Origin of the sequence: Deinococcus radiotolerans, from assembly GCF_014647435.1 — a bacterium.
Lineage (GTDB): Bacteria > Deinococcota > Deinococci > Deinococcales > Deinococcaceae > Deinococcus > Deinococcus radiotolerans.
Genome location: NZ_BMPE01000001.1, coordinates 151,617 through 167,702 on the forward strand (window position 1 = coordinate 151,617; position 16,086 = coordinate 167,702).

The 16,086-nt window shown below is 70.1% G+C and carries 14 protein-coding genes; 10 read left to right on the plus strand and 4 right to left on the minus strand.

Features of this window, described 5'->3' with window-relative positions; translation table 11 throughout:
- Positions 1-20: 20 nt before the first annotated feature.
- From IEY63_RS00735 to IEY63_RS00745, 3 genes are read left to right on the plus strand one after another with little or no spacing between them, the layout of a single operon-like run.
- Positions 21-719, plus strand: coding sequence for a TVP38/TMEM64 family protein (locus tag IEY63_RS00735; protein WP_189067066.1), 699 nt, complete (start codon positions 21-23; stop codon positions 717-719).
- A 46-nt stretch (positions 720-765) separates the two neighbouring features.
- A complete protein-coding gene (gene purM, locus IEY63_RS00740; RefSeq protein WP_189067067.1) occupies positions 766-1,821 on the plus strand; it encodes a phosphoribosylformylglycinamidine cyclo-ligase in 1,056 nt (351 codons plus the stop codon).
- Positions 1,818-2,531, plus strand: coding sequence for a histidine phosphatase family protein (locus tag IEY63_RS00745; RefSeq protein ID WP_189067068.1), 714 nt, complete (start codon positions 1,818-1,820; stop codon positions 2,529-2,531). Before purM ends, IEY63_RS00745 begins: the two co-directional genes overlap by 4 nt.
- 97 nt (positions 2,532-2,628) lie before the next feature.
- Here the strand turns inward: IEY63_RS00745 and IEY63_RS00750 are convergent, their stop codons facing one another.
- Positions 2,629-5,325: a DUF11 domain-containing protein gene (locus IEY63_RS00750; protein WP_189067069.1), complete on the minus strand. Its 2,697-nt coding sequence runs from the start codon at positions 5,323-5,325 to the stop codon at positions 2,629-2,631.
- A gap of 682 nt (positions 5,326-6,007) precedes the next feature.
- Between IEY63_RS00750 and IEY63_RS00755 the strand changes: the two genes are divergently transcribed.
- The 3 genes from IEY63_RS00755 to IEY63_RS00765 all read left to right on the plus strand — a co-directional run bounded on the left by IEY63_RS00755 (position 6,008) and on the right by IEY63_RS00765 (position 8,996).
- Positions 6,008-7,447 (plus strand): nitronate monooxygenase, encoded by a 1,440-nt coding sequence (locus tag IEY63_RS00755; protein ID WP_229784398.1) that lies wholly within the window; start codon positions 6,008-6,010, stop codon positions 7,445-7,447.
- 83 nt (positions 7,448-7,530) lie between these two features.
- Positions 7,531-8,475, plus strand: coding sequence for a methylmalonyl Co-A mutase-associated GTPase MeaB (gene meaB, locus IEY63_RS00760; RefSeq protein WP_229784399.1), 945 nt, complete (start codon positions 7,531-7,533; stop codon positions 8,473-8,475).
- Positions 8,472-8,996 carry an isoprenylcysteine carboxyl methyltransferase family protein gene (locus IEY63_RS00765; protein WP_189067070.1) on the plus strand — a complete coding sequence of 175 codons (525 nt, stop codon included), beginning with the start codon at positions 8,472-8,474 and terminating at the stop codon, positions 8,994-8,996. The genes meaB and IEY63_RS00765 overlap by 4 nt, the downstream gene beginning before the upstream one ends.
- A 66-nt stretch (positions 8,997-9,062) precedes the next feature.
- Here the strand turns inward: IEY63_RS00765 and IEY63_RS00770 are convergent, their stop codons facing one another.
- A complete protein-coding gene (locus IEY63_RS00770) occupies positions 9,063-9,587 on the minus strand; it encodes a hypothetical protein (protein ID WP_189067071.1) in 525 nt (174 codons plus the stop codon).
- 79 nt (positions 9,588-9,666) lie between these two features.
- On the minus strand, positions 9,667-11,262 hold the full coding sequence (locus tag IEY63_RS00775) for a GMC family oxidoreductase (protein ID WP_189067072.1): 1,596 nt from the start codon (positions 11,260-11,262) through the stop codon (positions 9,667-9,669).
- 71 nt (positions 11,263-11,333) lie between these two features.
- Here IEY63_RS00775 and argJ point away from each other — a divergent pair, with 71 nt between their 5' ends.
- Positions 11,334-12,488, plus strand: a complete 1,155-nt coding sequence (argJ, locus tag IEY63_RS00780) for a bifunctional glutamate N-acetyltransferase/amino-acid acetyltransferase ArgJ (protein WP_189067073.1) — start codon at positions 11,334-11,336, stop codon at positions 12,486-12,488.
- 59 nt (positions 12,489-12,547) lie between these two features.
- Here the strand turns inward: argJ and IEY63_RS00785 are convergent, their stop codons facing one another.
- Positions 12,548-13,546 carry a hypothetical protein gene (locus tag IEY63_RS00785; RefSeq protein ID WP_189067074.1) on the minus strand — a complete coding sequence of 333 codons (999 nt, stop codon included), beginning with the start codon at positions 13,544-13,546 and terminating at the stop codon, positions 12,548-12,550.
- A 113-nt stretch (positions 13,547-13,659) separates the two neighbouring features.
- Between IEY63_RS00785 and IEY63_RS00790 the strand changes: the two genes are divergently transcribed.
- From IEY63_RS00790 to IEY63_RS00800, 3 genes are all read left to right on the plus strand, one after another.
- Positions 13,660-14,445, plus strand: coding sequence for a hypothetical protein (locus IEY63_RS00790; protein WP_189067075.1), 786 nt, complete (start codon positions 13,660-13,662; stop codon positions 14,443-14,445).
- Between the two features lie 67 nt (positions 14,446-14,512).
- Positions 14,513-15,265, plus strand: a complete 753-nt coding sequence (locus IEY63_RS00795) for a TspO-related membrane protein (protein ID WP_189067076.1) — start codon at positions 14,513-14,515, stop codon at positions 15,263-15,265.
- Positions 15,266-15,338: 73 nt separating this feature from the next.
- A complete protein-coding gene (locus tag IEY63_RS00800; protein ID WP_189067077.1) occupies positions 15,339-16,085 on the plus strand; it encodes a shikimate dehydrogenase in 747 nt (248 codons plus the stop codon).
- Position 16,086: the final 1 nt, after the last annotated feature.

Genomic DNA, 16,086 nt, shown 5'->3' on the forward strand with positions numbered 1-16,086 from the left:
CGCCCCTACACTGGGCGCCGATGACCGCCGCGCGCCAACCCCCACGCTCCCTGCGCTGGCTGATCCTGGGCACCGCCCTCGCCCTGCTGATCGGCGTGGCCCTGCTGCCGGACGTGCGGGCCTTCCTGGTGACGGCGTTCGCGGCGCTTACCAGCCGCGACCCGGCCGTCACGCGCGCCTTCGTGGACGGCCTGGGCTGGGCGGGCCCCCTCGCCCTGCTGGTGGGATTCGTGTTACAGGCCGTGCTGCCCGTGCTGCCCGCGCTGGTCCTGACGGCTGTGACCGCCCGCGCCTACGGCCCATACGAGGGCTTCCTGATCGTGTACGTGGGGACCCTGCTGGGCGCCGCCGCCGGGTACTGGCTGGGCCGCGCGCTGGGCAACACCCTGATCCGCACCCTGGTCGGCGAGCGCGCCCGCGTGAAGGTCCACGAGTTTACGGAACGGCACGGCACGCAGGGCGTCCTGATGATCAGGCTGATGCCGGTCCTGTCTGCCGACGTGATGAACCTCGTGGCAGGCGCGGCCCGCATGGAGTTCCGGCCGTTCATGCTGGCCACCGCCGCCGGCGCACTGCCCGTCACCGCGCTGGTCGTGTGGCTCTCGGAGAGCGGCGAGCGGCTGCTGTGGGGCATGGTGATCCTCTCCGGACTGGTGGGCCTGGTCGCGGCTGGACGCTGGCTGATCCGGCGCGGGCGCGCGGCCCGCGGACTCGGGTAAACTGAACGCCCGAAGTCCACTGCGAACCGGTGGATGTAGGAGGCTCATGACCAAGCAAGACGAAGGCGCCCAGGCGTCGGCATACGAACGGGCGGGCGTCAGCATCGACGCGGGACACCGCGCGGTGGAACTCATGAAAGGCGCCGTGGCGCGCACCCACACCCCCAACGTCCTGGGTGGCCTGGGCGGATTTGGCGGGCTGTTCCGCGCCGCGTTCGGGCACATGGATGACCCCGTGCTGGTCGCCAGCACCGATGGCGTGGGCACCAAGACGAAGGTTGCGGTGCGCAGCGGCACCTTCACCGGGCTGGGCGGCGACATCGTCAACCACTGCGTGAACGACATCCTGGTGCAGGGCGCCCGACCGCTGTTCTTCCTCGATTACGTCGCCATGGGCAAACTGCTGCCCGAACGCGTGGCCGAGGTCGTCACCGGGGCCGCGCAGGCGTGCGAGGCCCTCGGCGTGGCGCTGCTGGGTGGCGAGACCGCCGAGATGCCCGGCGTGTACGTGGACGGCGAACTGGATATTGTAGGGACCATTGTGGGCGTCGTTGACCGGCCCAGACTCATTAACGGCAGCCGCATCCAGGCTGGAGATACGGTCATCGCGCTGCCCAGCAGCGGCCTCCATACCAACGGCTTCTCACTGGCTCGCATGGCACTGGACGACCTCGACTGGACTGAAGCCCGCGCCGACCTGAACGGGCAGACCCTCGCACAGCTGCTGCCCGTCCCGCACCGCGCCTACCTGCACGCCTTCGACGCCCTGGAACGCGCCGGAGCCGACGTGCGCGGCATGGCTCACATCACCGGCGGTGGCCTGATCGACAATCCACCCCGCGTGTTCCCGCAGGGCATCGGCATGCAGATCGACACTGGCAGCTGGACCGTTCCGCCCGTCTTCGAACTGATCGTGCAGCGCGCCCAGGTTGCCCGCCACGAAGCGTTCCGCGCGCTGAACATGGGCGTCGGCTTCCTGTTCATCCTGCCCGCCGAGCAGGAACAGGCCGCTCTGGACGCCTTGAAGTCCGCCGGGGAGCAGCCCTGGGTCATCGGCCAGATGATTCACGGGCAGGGCGTCACGTTCACGGGAGCCGTTTGACCAAGCGACTCGCCCCCACCGGATTCGCCGCGCCCGACCGCGCTACCGCCACCGAATTCTGGGTCGTGCGGCACGGCGAGAGCACCTGGAACGCCGACGGCCGTTACCAGGGGCAGGCGGACGTGCCCCTCAGTCACGTCGGCACCCTCCAGGCGGCCAGCCTCGCCGAGCGCCTGACCGGGCAGCACTTCGACGCCGTGTACACCAGTGACCTGACGCGCGCCGCCCGCACCGCCGAGATCGTCGCCGAACGCCTGACCGGCGCGCCCCCCGCTCAGCGGGACCCCGGCCTGCGGGAGATTGACGTTGGGGCACTCTCGGGGCTGGTCATCAGCCAGATCCGCGAGCAGTACCCCGACTACCTGAGCGCGCTGGGCAGCGAACCCTGGAGCACCCGCCGTCCCGGTGGGGAGAGCATGGAGGACCTGTACGCCCGCAGTGGCGCCGCCTTCGCCGCCCTGCGCCAGCGCCACCCCGGGCAACGCGTCCTGGTGTTCACGCACGGCGGCGTGGTGCGCGTCGCCGTGGGTCTCGCCCTGGGCGGCGTGCCCGCGAACGCCTGGGCCCGCCTGAGTGTGGCGAACACCAGCATCACCCGCGTCCTGCTGGGCGAGGGGAGCGGCATGCTTCTGGGCTTCAACGACGACGCCCACCTCGAGAACCTCCTTGAGGCCACCGAGGCTGACGACGTGCTGGGACAGGCCCCGTAGGACCTGCCCACCTATCAGCGCCGTCTGGTCCGCTCTTCCGCAGGCCATGAAGAACTCCCCCCTGCCTGACAGGGGGGAGCTGCATTGAGGACTGGACTCAGGGGATGACGGTGGTGGATTCGGCCTTGAAGTTCGTCTGGGCCGTGCCGCTGCTCTCTGCGATGTTGTTCCAGCGCATCGTTTCCTGGTACTGGCGGGCCGTGGTGCCGGCTGGTGCGGTGACGTTCGTGCGCACCCAGATCACGGCGCCCGGCGCGACGCGGAAGGAGGGGACGAAGGTCAGCGTCTGCTGGCCCGTGCCACTCGCGGCGCTGGCGGTGTACTGGTTGCCGTCGGTCAGCAGAATGGCGGTGGCGTTCTGGTAGTCGCTGGTGATGGCGCCGGTCTGCGGGTCGCGGGTGGGGGTCGGATCGTAGTAGACCTGGGTGTTCGAGTAGTTGAACACGCCGGGCGTCTGCTGGATCGGGTCAATCGCGCCGAAGTTGTAGATCAGGACGTTGCTGACGGCCCCTTCGTTGGAGGAAGGCTCGACGCTGGCCGCGCTTGCGAGGATCGTGCCGACCGGGTCACCGGCGCGGATCGGGTCGATGGTGTCGGTCAGCTGCGTCTGCTCGGAGATGAACGAGGTGACGGTCACGCAGGCGCGGGCCTCGCCGTTGCCGCCGTTGGTGCTGGTGTAGCTGCCGGTGTCGCAGTACTCGCCGCGGGGGGAGCCGGCGGGGACGGTGCTGGTCAGCGTCAGGGTCAGGCTCTGGCCGGGGTTCAGGGTCAGTGCGGCGGGCACGGTGCTGACGGTGTGGGTGGTCGCGTCGTAGGTAACGCTGCCGGTCTGGGCCGTGCCGGAGATCACGTAGCTGCCGCTGCCGTAGTTCATGTAGTTGGCGTTGTTCAGGTTGCCCAGCAGGTCTTTCACGGCGACGTTCGTGGCGGCTGCGGAGCCGTTGTTCGTGACCGTGATGGTGCTGACGTAGCTGCTGCCGGGGGTGAGCAGGTTGATGGGCGGCTGGCCCGAAGCCTGGCTGTTGGTCTTGGTGATGGCCAGCTGGGGCGAGGCGACCTTGAAGCAGGGAATGTCGCTCGTGCCGGTCACCGCGCTCCCGTTGTTGCTGGTGGCGGTGAAGGTCCCCTGGTCGCAGTACGTGCCGTCGACGCTGCCGGTCGCGGCGAACGTGAAGGTCTGGGAGGACCCGGCGGCCAGGTTGAACGCGGCGCTGGTGAAGCCGTCGTCGCCGTTGTTGGTCACGGCGACCGTCTGCGGGGCGGTGGTGACGCTGCCGCTCAGCGCGTAGTTCGCGGCGACCGTGTTCTGCGCCAGGGCGTCGGTCACGACCACGTTGGTCGCGGCGGCGTTCCCGTTGTTGCTGACGGTGATGCGGGCGTAGACGGGCGTGTTGGGGGCGACGGTGACGCCGCTGGCGATGGGCGAGAACACCCCGTTGGCGTCCACCGTGCCGAGCGTCTTGTTGATGCCCAGCGTGGGGGCCGTGACCGTGAGGCACGCGTCGTCGCTGAGGGTGGGGGTCACGGTGCCGAAGGCGCCGTTCTCGTAGGAGACGATGGTCGCCACGTCGCAGTACACGCCTACCGCGCTGCTCTGAGCGGGGAAGGTGAAGGTGCGGCTGGCGCCCGGGGCGAGATCGAAGGTCGCGTCGAAGCCGTCGGTGGCGTTGGCGGTCGTGCCGGTGGGCGCGGTGATGCTGTACGCCGCGGCGTCCCCGGAGCGGAGGACGTCGTTCAGGCGGATGTTCGTGGCGGGACCGGCGCCGGTGTTCGTGACCGTGATGGTGAAGTCACGCGCCTGGTTGAGCCCGGCCTGGTTGTCGTCCGGGGTCTTGGTGATGGTCAGTTGGGCGCTGGGCGCGAAGGTCTTGTTCAGGAACTGCTTGGTAATTTCCGTCCCGTTGACGTACGCGATGGCGCGGACGCGGGCGGTGGCCTGCGTGGTCACGGCGGGGTCGTGGTTCAGGGCGGTCCACGTGAAGCCGTTGGTGTCGGGGGTGTTCACGCCCGTCACGTTGTACAGCGGGTACTGGGTGCTGCTGGGGAAGCGGGCGTTGGTGCCGGTGCTGCTGTTGGTGTACGTGTTGGCGCTCAGCGCGTTGTCGTTGATGTCCTGGCCGGTGATGGGCGCTCCGGAGGGCTGCCCGCCATCGTCAGCGGCGGAGAAGCGCACGTTGCCGGTCTGTTCGAGGATGTCCCAGCGGACGTTGGCGCCCACGATGGGGTAGACGCGGCCGTCAGCGGCCTTGTAGCCCACGTACCCGGCGGCGACGTTCTGGCTGTTCAGCGGGGCGACCTCATCCTGCTCACCGGCGGTCGGGGCGGCAGCACCGAGGTTGGCGGGGTCCAGTCCGGCGTTGGCTTCGTTCTCCAGCCAGGCGTAGAAGACGAAGCGGGTGCCCGCGTTGTCCAGGTCGTCCTTGGTGATGGCGACCATCTTGCCGTTGGCGTCCATGTAGTACGCGCCGGACACGGTGTTCGCGGCCAGGGTCGGGTAGTAGATGCTGGCGGAGCCGCCGGAGACGATCGTGAAGCTCTGGGTGTTCGGCTGGAAGCCGTCCTTGCTGTACGTGGCGGTGTAAGTGCCGGGGGCCAGTTTGCTGTAGTTGGCGGCGGGCACGATGTTGCCGGCGCTGTCGCGGACGGTCAGGGTGTAGCCGTTGGGGTTGGCGGGCAGGTTAACGGCACCGGTTGTGACGGCAGGGGGGGGCGTGACACTGCCACCGCCGCCGCAGGAGGCGAGGAGAAGAACGCTCGTAAGCGCAGCGATGCCGACTTTCATCTTGTTGTTCATGAGTGCCTCCAGGACATGAATCAACCCACCTGACACCGATTGGGCGGCAGGGTGTTGCACAGTGGGACTGCGTGGAGCGGTTGACTGCTTCATTAAGTCACCATCCCGGCCCTTCACCATGAGGTGGCTTTACATGGGAACTTCAATTGACGTTCAGTCGGTATTTAATTCTGACTCCTGAATGAAAAGATGGCCCTACATAAATAAATAAATCTAAATATATGTGTGTGTCACAAACCGAACCTAGAGTTTCAACTCATCTGATGTTGATCCTGAGATGCGCTGACAGCATGGTTGCCTAAGAAATCGCCAGCTCAGCGACGGCCCGTCCAGGCGCGCCGTTTTCTGATCAGGTCCAAGTTGCCTGCTGTGCCTGATGAGGAAAATGACGACTCGGGCTTGGTGTATGAGTCCGTTGCCGCCTGCACGTTTTTCTCAGATTCAATTGCATGGGCGTGGCACCCCTGATCACGCATGCATGCTGGAACCCAGCCGCCTATTCAAGTCTCTGCGCTGGTCAGCAGGTCCAGTTCGGGACATGGGACGCGGTGTAAACCTGCACGCTGTTCCGGACTCGCGGGGCCTTGAAAGGCGGGAGCGCACGCTGAGGGTGTGAAACCCGCAGGGCCGTGAGGGGCCAGATGGGCTGGCCTCCGGCACCCCTGCGGAGGGGAGACCTCGCATGACCGACCAGACAACCACCGCCCAGCCCGACGTTCGTTTTACTAATGACCCTCTTCCGCGTGTGATCCAGGGCGGCATGGGCATCGCCGTGTCCGACTGGAGGCTCGCCCGAACGGTCTCCATGACCGGCGGGCTGGGCGTGGTGTCCGGCACCGGGATCGACACAGTGCTGCTGCGCCGACTCCAGGACGGTGACCTGGGTGGCGAGGTGCGCCGCGCGTTGGCGAGCTTCCCGAACCCGGCGCTGGTTCAGGCCGCCCTGAACCGGTACTTCCGGGCCGGGGGCCGCGTGCCCGGCGAAGCGTACGTGCGCCTGCCGCTGCCCAGCGCCGGGCGGTACCGCGACGCCTGGATCACGACGCTGCTGGGCGCGTACGCCGAGGTCACGCTGGCCCGCGAGGGACACGACCGCCCGGTGGGATTGAACCTCCTGATGAAGTTGCAACTGCACACCCTGCCCGCCCTGTACGGCGCGATGCTGGCGGGGGTGGAGACCGTCATCATGGGGGCCGGCATTCCCCGCGACATCCCCGGCGTCTTGGACGCGTTCGCGGCGGGGCAGGGCGCCAGCCTGCGCATGGACGTGAAGGGCGGCGAGCCCCTGACGCTGACGTTCGACCCGGCCGAGTTCGGCCTGCGGCCCGCCCGTCTGGCGCGCCCGAACTTCTACCCGATCGTGTCCTCGCACGTGCTGGCGGGGGTGCTGGCCAGGAAGGCCAGCGGGCCGGTGCAGGGCTTCATCGTAGAGGGGCCAACAGCAGGCGGACACAACGCGCCCCCACGCGGCCCACTGACGCTGGATGACCGGGGGCAGCCCGTGTACGGCGAGCGGGACGAGGTGGATCTGGACGCCCTGCGCAGCCTGGGCCTACCGTTCTGGCTGGCGGGCGGCTGCGGCACCCCGCAGGCCCTGAGCGGCGCCCTGGCGGCCGGAGCGGCAGGCATTCAGGTGGGGACCCTGTTCGCCTTTGCGCAGGAATCGGGTCTGCGCGCCGACCTGAAGACCGAGGTCGTGACCCGCGCCCAATCAGAGTCGCTGGACGTGTTCACGGATCCCCTCGCGTCGCCCACCGGCTTCCCGTTCAAGGTGGTCACGCTGCCCGGCACGCTGTCCCAGCCGGAGGTCTACGCCGCCCGCGAGCGCGTGTGCGATCTGGGCTACCTGCGTGAGGCCTACCGCACCGAGTCCGGACAGGTGGGCTGGCGCTGCCCGGCCGAACCGGTCGCGGCCTACGTGTCCAAAGGTGGGGTGGCCGCCGAGACTCTGGGCCGCAAGTGCCTGTGCAACGCCCTGATGGCCGACGCCGGGTACGCCCAGGTGCAGCGCGGCGGATGGACCGAACCGGGCCTCCTGACCAGCGGTGACGGACTGGGCGCCCTGCGCGACTGGACGCCCGGCTACGGCGCCGCGGACGTCCTGCGCGTCCTGAACGCGTGAATCCTGCCCGGCGCGCTCCGGGCAGGTGCGCTAGGGTGGGCTGACATGCACCCTCACCTGCCCACGCCTGACCGGGGGAGCCCGTGAGCGCCCCCTTCGCGCCCCCACCGGGCCCGCTGCTGGACCGCTACCGCGCCGGGGACCTGCGCGCCCTGGCCCGCGCCGTGACGCTCGCCGAGGCCGGACTGCCCGCCGCGCGCCCCCTGCTGCGCGCTGCGCGGGAACGCGGCGCGCGCGCCGTCGTGCTGGGCGTGACCGGCAGCCCTGGCAGCGGCAAGAGCACCCTGACCGACGCCCTGATCGCGTTCCTGCGCGCCCGGGGGCAGCGCGTGGCGGTACTCGCCGTGGACCCCAGCAGTCCGTACAGTGGCGGCGCGATTCTCGGGGACCGAATCCGGATGCTGCGCCACCACGCGGACGAGGGCGTGTTCGTGCGCTCGCTGGCCAGCCGGGGCGCGCTGGGCGGCCTGTCCGAACGCACCCTGGGCGTCCTGGCCCTCCTGGAGGGCGCCGGGTTTGACTGGGTGATCCTCGAAACGGTGGGCGTGGGACAGTCCGAGGTGGACGTCGCCGCAGCCTGCGATCACACCCTGCTGGTGGTCACGCCGGCCGGTGGGGACGGCGTGCAGGCCTTCAAGGCCGGGATCATGGAGATCGCGGACGTGATCGCCGTGAACAAGGCTGATCTGCCCGGCGCGGACCGCACCGTGCGGGAACTGATGGCCGCGCAGGGCCTCGGCGCGCACGACGAGCACACCTGGTTCGCCCCGATCCGCCGCACGATCGCCGCGAAAGGCGAGGGCGTCGAGGCGGTCGTGGCTGCCGTCGAGGCCCACCGCGCGCACCTGGGTGACGATGGCCTGCAACGCCGCCGTGAGGCCCGCGCCGCCCTGGAAGTCCGCACGCTGGTGCAAGAACGCCTCCTGCGCCGCGCCCGCGACCTGGGCCGGGACCTCTACGCCCGCGTGGCGCGTGGGGACCTGGATGCCGACGACGCCGCCGACACCCTGCTGCGGGGGAACGCATGAAAGCCCGCCGCGCCGCTGGGTGGCTGTTCGCGTTCCTGGTCGTGCAGCGCCTGCTGGAACTGCGGGTCGCCCGCTCGAACGAACGCTGGGCGCGCGAGCACGGCGCGCAGGAGTACGGCCAGTCGCACTACCCGCTGTTCTTCGTGCTGCACCCCACCTGGATGCTCCTGACTCTGCTGGAGGGGCGCGCCAGCCGGGGCCGCGTGAATCCCTGGGCACTGGCGCTGTTCGCTCTGGCGCAGCCGCTGCGCTACTGGGTGATTCGCACGCTGGGCCGCTACTGGAACACCCGCATCCTGATCGTGCCCGGCGGGCAGCGCGTCACCGGGGGCCCCTTCCGGTTCATGAGTCACCCGAACTACGCGGTGGTGGCGCTGGAGATCGCCACGGCGCCCCTGGCGGTGGGTGCGTGGCGGACCGCACTCGCCTACACGCTGCTCAATGCTGCACTCTTACTGGGCATCCGGATTCCCGCTGAGGAACGGGCCCTGGCCGAGTACCGCCGCTCACAGGCCAGCTGACCCACTACAGCTCAGGGCAGGGCGGCACTCACCAACTGGTGGGTGCCGCCCTGCTCAGGTCCGGCGTCAGTTCACTCGGACGCTGTTCGTCAGGGTGCGGACCACCGCTTCGTTCTTCGAGTAGTCCTTCAGGTTCCCGGCGATGGTCACGACCAGCATGCGGCCCCCGGCACTGGTCACGAGAAGCTCGCGGCGCAGTTCATCCCCCTGGCTGGGCGTGGTGAACACAAACTGCGCCCACGGCGTGCCGCCCACCTGAACGAGGTTGGCCTTCAGGGACTTCACGTTCGGCACCTGCGCGCGGATCACGCTGGGGAACTGCTCGACCAGCTTGCCAATCTCCGCGGTGTTGAGTTTGCTGGCGCGCCATTCGAAGGCGACACTCACCTTCCGGTCCTCCGTCATGAAGACCGCGTCGGGGCGACCCGCGGCGCTGGGAAACGCCGTGCGGATGCCCGCAGCACTCAGGGTCAGGAGTTTGGCGTTCGGTTCGACGGTCACTGGCACGGTGCCCAGCTTCACGGGCACGGCGCTGGCCGCGCCCAGGGTCAGGGCGGCTGCGAGCGTCAGGAGAATGGAGCGGGGCTTCATGTCAGTGCCACCCTAGCGTGAGACGTGAGAACACTCGTGAACCAAGCATGAGGACTGTGCAGCCCGCATCACGTTCACGTCAGCCCACCCCAGCGGCGGCCAGAGCGAATTTGGCGGCCCGCGCGCCGATCATCATGCTCGTTGCGTTCGTGTTCGCGTGGATGATGCGCGGCATGACACTCGCGTCCCCCACCCACAGGCCCCGCACGTCCCGCACCGCCAGCTCACGGCTCACCACGGCGGCCTCACCATCACCCAGGGCCGCCGTCCCGACCGGGTGATACAGGGTCGCGCACTCGCGCGCCACATGCTGTCGCAGCGCCGCGTCACTGCGGTGCCCCTCGCCCGGCAGGACCTCCGCGCCGCGCAGCTCGGACAGGGGAGGGGTCGCGGCGATCTCACGCGCCTGACGCACGCCCGCCACGAGACTCTGTACATCCCGGTCGTCCGTCAGGTAACCCGGGTCGATGACCGGCGCGGCGAGCGGGTCGCGCGACGCCAGCGTCAGGCGGCCCCGGCTGTGCACGTCCACGAGCACCGGCCCCACCGTGAAGTGGTTCCCGGGCTCGGTGCGGAACCCGTGATCCCGGAAGTACGCCGGACCGAAATGGAACTGGATGTCCGGGTCGTCCTGCGCGCCCAGGCCGGGGCGGGCGTGCGTGAACGCACTGGCCTCCGCGACGTTGCTGCTCAGCGGGCCGCTGCGGCTCCATAGGTACCGCGCCAGCGCCTCGCCCTGCGGCACCCGGTCCAGGCTAGTAATCCGCGAGCGGCTGATCACCGGCACCGCGAGATGATCCTGCAACCCCCCACCCACGCCCTCCAGCGCGGCCCGCACCGGGATGCCGTGCCGCTCCAGCTCCGCGCGCGGCCCGATCCCCGACAGCATCAGCAGCTGCGGCGTCTGCACCGCGCCCGCCGTGAGGATCACCCCGCCCGCCGGGGCATCCAGCGTCCGGCCCCGCCAGCGCAGCCGTACGCCCGCCGCGCGCTGGCCCTCCCACAGCAGTTCCAGCACGTGCGCGCCCGTCAGGACCGTCAGGTTCGGGTGACCCAGCACCGGCTTCAGGAACGCCCGGAACGCACTGAAGCGCTCGCCCCCCTGGTGGTTGCTCTCCAGCAGACCCGCGCCGTCCAGCACGCCATCATTGAAGGAGGTCACGACCGGCACGCCCAGCCCCACCGCCGCCGCCTTCACGAACGCGTGACTCAGTTCGTGCGACGCGCCGCGCGCCCCGGCGGGCATCGGGCCGTCCACGCCGCGCGTGTCCGACGCTGGGCCCCGGTACGACTCCAATGCGCGGAACTCCGGGAGGACGTCCTCCCAGGTCCAGCCGTCGCCCCAGCTGTCGAAATCCCGTTTCGATCCGCGGATCCAGATGGTCGCGTTGATCGCGCTGCTGCCGCCCAGCACCTTCCCGCGCGGCCAGTAGAACGAGCGCCCCGCCGCGCGCGGCTGCGGCACCGTCGTCAGGTTCCAGTCGATCGCCGTGCGGAACAGCTTGTTGAACGCGCCCGGCGCGCGGATCAAGGGGTGCGAGTCCGGCCCGCCCGCTTCCAGCAGCAGCACCCGCGCGCCCGCGTCCAGCAGCCGCCGCGCCGCCACGCACCCGCCCGAACCGGCTCCCACCACGATGAAATCCACGCGCCCCTGCCCTGCGTCCCGGCTTGTCATGTGCCCCGAGTATAGACGCCCACCCCGCGCGCTCTCCCGGTCCGGGCGGGCCGCCCGCTACACTCCCCTACATGAGCCTCACCTTCCCCACCGGCTTCACCGCCGCCGCCATGGCCGCCGGGATCAAACCCAGCGGCAAGACCGACCTGAGCGGCGTCACCAGCAGCACTGACTGCACTTGGGCATTCGCGGGCACGCGCAGCACCACCGCCGCCGCGTGCGTCACCCGCAACCGCGACCTGTACGCGCAGGGCGCCCCCATCCGCGCGCTGCTCGTGAACGCCGGGAACGCCAACGCCGCCACCGGCACCCGCGGCGCGGGCGACAACGCCGACATGGCTGACGCGTTCGGCAGCGTCCTGAACGTGCAGCCCGACGCGGTCCTGACCGCCAGCACCGGCATCATCGGGCACCTGCTCCCCATGGACAAGGTGCTCAGCGGCATCGAGCACCTGCCCGACGAACTCGGCAGCGGCGCGGACGCCTTCGCCAGCGCCATCATGACCACCGACACCCGCTCCAAGACCGCACAAGCGACCTTAAGCAGCGGCGCGCGCATCGTCGGGACCGCCAAAGGCAGCGGCATGATCCACCCCGACATGGCCACCATGTTCGCCTTCGCCTTCACCGACGCCCAGATCGACCAGACGGCGCTGCGCGAGGCGTTCCCCGCCATCGTGAACCGGACCTTCAACGCCGTCACCGTCGACGGCGACACGAGCACCAACGACATGGCCGTCGTCCTGTGCAACGGACAGGCCGGACCCACCAACCTCGCTGAATTCCTGGTCGCGCTCGAAGGCGTCATGCGCGACCTTGCCCGGCAGATCGCCGCTGACGGCGAGGGCGCCACCAAACTCCTGACGGTGCAGGTCAGCGGCGCCCGCAGCGAGGCCGAAGCCCTGGCCGCCGCCCGCACCTGTTGCGTCAGCCCCCTGCTCAAGAGCGCCGTGCACGGCAACGACCCCAACTGGGGCCGCGTGATCATGGCGGTCGGCCGCAGCGGCGCGGGCGTGAACATCGAGAAACTCCGCGTCACCGTGCAGGGCCACCCGGTCTTCCAGGGCAAACCCCTCCCGTACGACGACGCGCAGGTCAGCGCCAGCATGAAAGCTGAGGAGGTCGTCTTCACCATCGACCTCGGCGTCGGCGACGCGCGCGGCGAGGCCTGGGGCTGCGACCTCAGCGCCGAATACGTCAGCATCAACGCCGACTACACGACCTGACCCGGGAGGTGGTGCGTAGGGGCGGGACGCTGTGCCTGCACCCCGCGCCGTGTCCCGCGTCATTCCGGCGATCTGGACAGAGTGTCGAACCGGGCAAGGTGCCTCTGCGTGCGTTCGATCCACGCTCTTAAGACACGGGGTGTCGCGGTGTATGGCAGGGCTGTGAACGTCAGCACGGTCAGCGCTGCGCCCTCCAGTGCCGCCGCCTGCACCTTGTGATGCCCATCCACGAGCACGTTCACTGACAGGGTCAGGTCTGATAGCAGCGTCCCCTCGCTCTGACTGTTGCTGTTCCGCTCCTCGATCACCTGAAGGCTGACCGCCGTAGGCTGCTCACCAGACCGCAACCGCTCACGGTAGAACGCCACCCTAAGGGCATTCAGCGACTCTGCCCCCTGGATGGGGAGCAGGACAGATACGCCCGCGTCCTCGCCCGGCACCTGCCGACCATCTAGAAACGTGAACACGCCCGGTGCCCGCCAGCCCGGCGCGCGGTAGGACACGGGAGGGGGTGCCGGGAGCACGTCCGCTCCGGGCCAGTAGCCCTGAAGAAGATCGCCCGGCCAGTACCGTTCCAGATCGTGCGTCATGTAGTCCAGCGGCCCGCCCGGCACCACCACCGACGGGCGAACCGTGACCAGACTCGCCACGTACCACCCCGACGGGAGAAGTGACGCCAGCCGCGTGACTGTCAACTGGTCGAGCGCACGCAGGCCACTCGCCAGGGCTTCCTGAAGGTCATTCACCGCGACCAGGGAAGGACAACGTGTCAGGGGCAGAGCGTGAAACAGTGCGGGCAGCGTGGCCGATCCCATCCCGATCAGCGCCGCCACCTGCCAGTGCACGCGCAGCGCGGTACCAAAGTATTCGCGGCTCTCCCAGCGCAGCGGCACCTGATCCTCCGCCTGACCCGCCGCGACCAGCGCGAAAGGGACGTGCCCCACCTGACACTGCACCCACGCGGGATCAGGAGTAACCGCCGACCTGTTCAGTACTGGAATGAGCGGCACCTGCGTCTGCGGGTCGAACGCGGTGAACCACAGCGGAGTCTCGCTCATGCCGCTCAATCTGACACCACCGTCCCGCCCACGCCCCCTCATGTGCCGCCCGCGGGGCTCAGCATTCCTTACCGATTGCCAGGATGACTCCCGATGGGAGGTAGGGTGCAGGCATGAGTGCCCCTTCTGCCTCCCGCCCGGCTGCTTCCCGTTCGGCGCTGGCGCGTCCGCTGGACTTCACGTACCCGTCGAACCGCGTGGCGGCGCTGGGGCTGCTGGGGACGGTAACGCTGGCCCGCCTGCGCGGGCGGAGCTGGGCGGACGCGGTGGGGATCGGGGGCGCGGCGTTCCTGACGTGGGCGACCGCGCGGGAACTCGACCCGGACTTCCCGGGCACGGCAAACGCGGCGCTGCCCGTGGCGGCGGTGGCCGGACTGGTCAGCCGGGGCCGGGGGCTGGCGCCGCTGCTGCCGGCTGTGGCGGTGCTGTCTGGACTGCGGGGGATCGCGGGGACGACGGGGGAGACCCTGACCCGCACCGATCACCTGGGCCTGCTGGCGCAGTCGCTTGCGGCGGCCGGGACGGGTGGCACCGTGGGCGCGCTGGTGGCCGGTGCGGCGCCCCTCCTGACCGAAGGTGGGCGGAGCGTGACCCCGCTGATGGGCGCGCTGCTGCCCCCGCTGTCCCCGGCGCGCGGCGGGTCGTGGACGGGCGCACTGCTGTCGGTCGCTGCCCTGCCGCTGGCCCGTGACCTGACCGCGCCGGAACCCGTGCAGAGCGCCTGCGACCGCGCGCCCCGCGCTGTAGGGGCCGAGGAGGTCCGCCGCGCCCGGCAGGTCGCCGTGCTGGCCCTGGCCGCCGGGCTGCTCACGCGGCAGTCGCGGGGGCTGCTCCCGCTGGCCGCCGCGTGCCTGACCGTCACCGCCCGCCGGGCCAGCGCGAACCTCAAGAACACCTGAAGAACCCCTCAGGCAGACTGGGCGCCCGGCAACAGCCCCGCCGCCCCGCGCCTCCTACTCTTCACGCATGACCGGACTTCCCAGGCAGATCACGCTGCTGCTCGCCACGATCCTCACGCTCGTGATGAACTACCTCAGCAACGCCCTCCCGCTCTTCGGCAACTCCAACAAGGAGGTCAGCGACGCCCTCCCGAACGCCTTCACGCCCGCCGGACTCACGTTCTCCGTGTGGGGGCCCATCTTCCTGGGCCTGCTGGTCTTCGCCATGTACCAGGCGCTGCCCGCCCAGCGCGGCCCCCGGTATGACCGGCTGTTTTGGCCGTTCCTGCTGAGCAACCTGCTGAACGTCTCCTGGCTGCTGGCCTTCCAGAGCCTGAATTTCGGGCCCAGCGTGATTATCATGCTCGCGCTGCTCGCCAGTCTGATCTGGCTGTACCTCACGGTGCGTGGCCTGCCGCCCCAGGGCGCGGAACGCTGGACGCTCGCGCTGCCCATCTCGCTGTACCTGGGCTGGATCAGCGTCGCCACGATCGCTAACATCACCGCGTACCTCGTCAGCGTCGGCGTGACGACTGGCGCGCTGGGCCTCAGCGCCCCCGTCTGGTCCGCCGTCCTCGTCGTGATCGCCGCCGCCATCGGCGTGTTCTTCCTGGCCCGCTTCCACGACTACGCCTTCGCCCTCGTCCTCCTGTGGGCCTTCTACGGCGTGTACGTCGCCCGCCCGGACGCCGCGACCGTCGTCACCGGCGTCGCCATCGCCGCCGTGCTCGTCGTCCTGGGCGCCCTGCTCAGCCTGCGGACCCGCCGCACCGCCCTGTAATCTCACCCCCCGGGTGGGCCGCTGCGGGCATGACCGGCAGCGGCCCATCTGCGGTCGGTACACTGAACCTCACATGCACCCCGACTCGCCCCTGGCCCTGATCGGCTACCCCGCCCCGGCCGCCCGCGCCCTGCGCGACCTCGGCCTGATCGCCGTGAACGTCCCCACAGACGACCTGCGCGCCGTGCTGGACGCCAGCCGCACCCTGCACTTCACCGGCGCGCTCGTCCACCCCAGCCAGGAGACGCACGCGCTCGGCGCCGTCACGCCCGACGCTGTCGCCCGCCGCGTGGGCCGCGTGGACGCCATCGCCCTGAGCGGCGAATTCCACGGCACCTTCGCCCTGAGCGACGCGCTGACCGACGCGCTGGACGCCAGCGGGTACGCCTCGCGCGGCGCGAGCGCCCTGATCCTCGGCGTGGACGCCCACGACCTCGCCCTGGCCCTCCCCCTCGCCCGGCTGGGCTTCACCGAGATCGGCATCGCCGCCGAGAGCACCCCCGAAGCGGAACGCGCCGCCCGCGACCTCCCCGCCGGCCGCCGCGCCTACCCCCTGAGCCGCCGCGACCCCAGCGTCACCGACTTCGCCGCCCGCGCCGACCTGATCATCCTCACCGCCGGACCGCTCCCCAGCGGCCTCGCGCAGCCGTACCACACCGTCATCGACCTGACTGGCCGCGCCAGCGTCACCGGCAGCGGCGCCAGCACCCTCGACCTGCGCGACCTCCCCCTGCGCCGCCTCGCCCGGCAGCTGGAACACGCCACCGGGCAGCGCTTCCACCCACAGGAACTCGAAGGAGCCCTGCAGGCCCTCGTGTAAA

Coding starts and splice junctions, on each gene's coding strand:
- IEY63_RS00785 (WP_189067074.1), bottom strand. CDS start 13,546: ATGAGCGAGACTCCGCTGTGGTTCACCGCGTTCGACCCGCAGACGCAG.
- IEY63_RS00735 (WP_189067066.1), top strand. CDS start 21: ATGACCGCCGCGCGCCAACCCCCACGCTCCCTGCGCTGGCTGATCCTG.
- IEY63_RS00790 (WP_189067075.1), top strand. CDS start 13,660: ATGAGTGCCCCTTCTGCCTCCCGCCCGGCTGCTTCCCGTTCGGCGCTG.
- IEY63_RS00800 (WP_189067077.1), top strand. CDS start 15,339: ATGCACCCCGACTCGCCCCTGGCCCTGATCGGCTACCCCGCCCCGGCC.
- IEY63_RS00795 (WP_189067076.1), top strand. CDS start 14,513: ATGACCGGACTTCCCAGGCAGATCACGCTGCTGCTCGCCACGATCCTC.
- IEY63_RS00750 (WP_189067069.1), bottom strand. CDS start 5,325: ATGAACAACAAGATGAAAGTCGGCATCGCTGCGCTTACGAGCGTTCTT.
- IEY63_RS00755 (WP_229784398.1), top strand. CDS start 6,008: ATGACCGACCAGACAACCACCGCCCAGCCCGACGTTCGTTTTACTAAT.
- argJ (WP_189067073.1), top strand. CDS start 11,334: ATGAGCCTCACCTTCCCCACCGGCTTCACCGCCGCCGCCATGGCCGCC.
- IEY63_RS00770 (WP_189067071.1), bottom strand. CDS start 9,587: ATGAAGCCCCGCTCCATTCTCCTGACGCTCGCAGCCGCCCTGACCCTG.
- purM (WP_189067067.1), top strand. CDS start 766: ATGACCAAGCAAGACGAAGGCGCCCAGGCGTCGGCATACGAACGGGCG.
- IEY63_RS00765 (WP_189067070.1), top strand. CDS start 8,472: ATGAAAGCCCGCCGCGCCGCTGGGTGGCTGTTCGCGTTCCTGGTCGTG.
- IEY63_RS00775 (WP_189067072.1), bottom strand. CDS start 11,262: ATGACAAGCCGGGACGCAGGGCAGGGGCGCGTGGATTTCATCGTGGTG.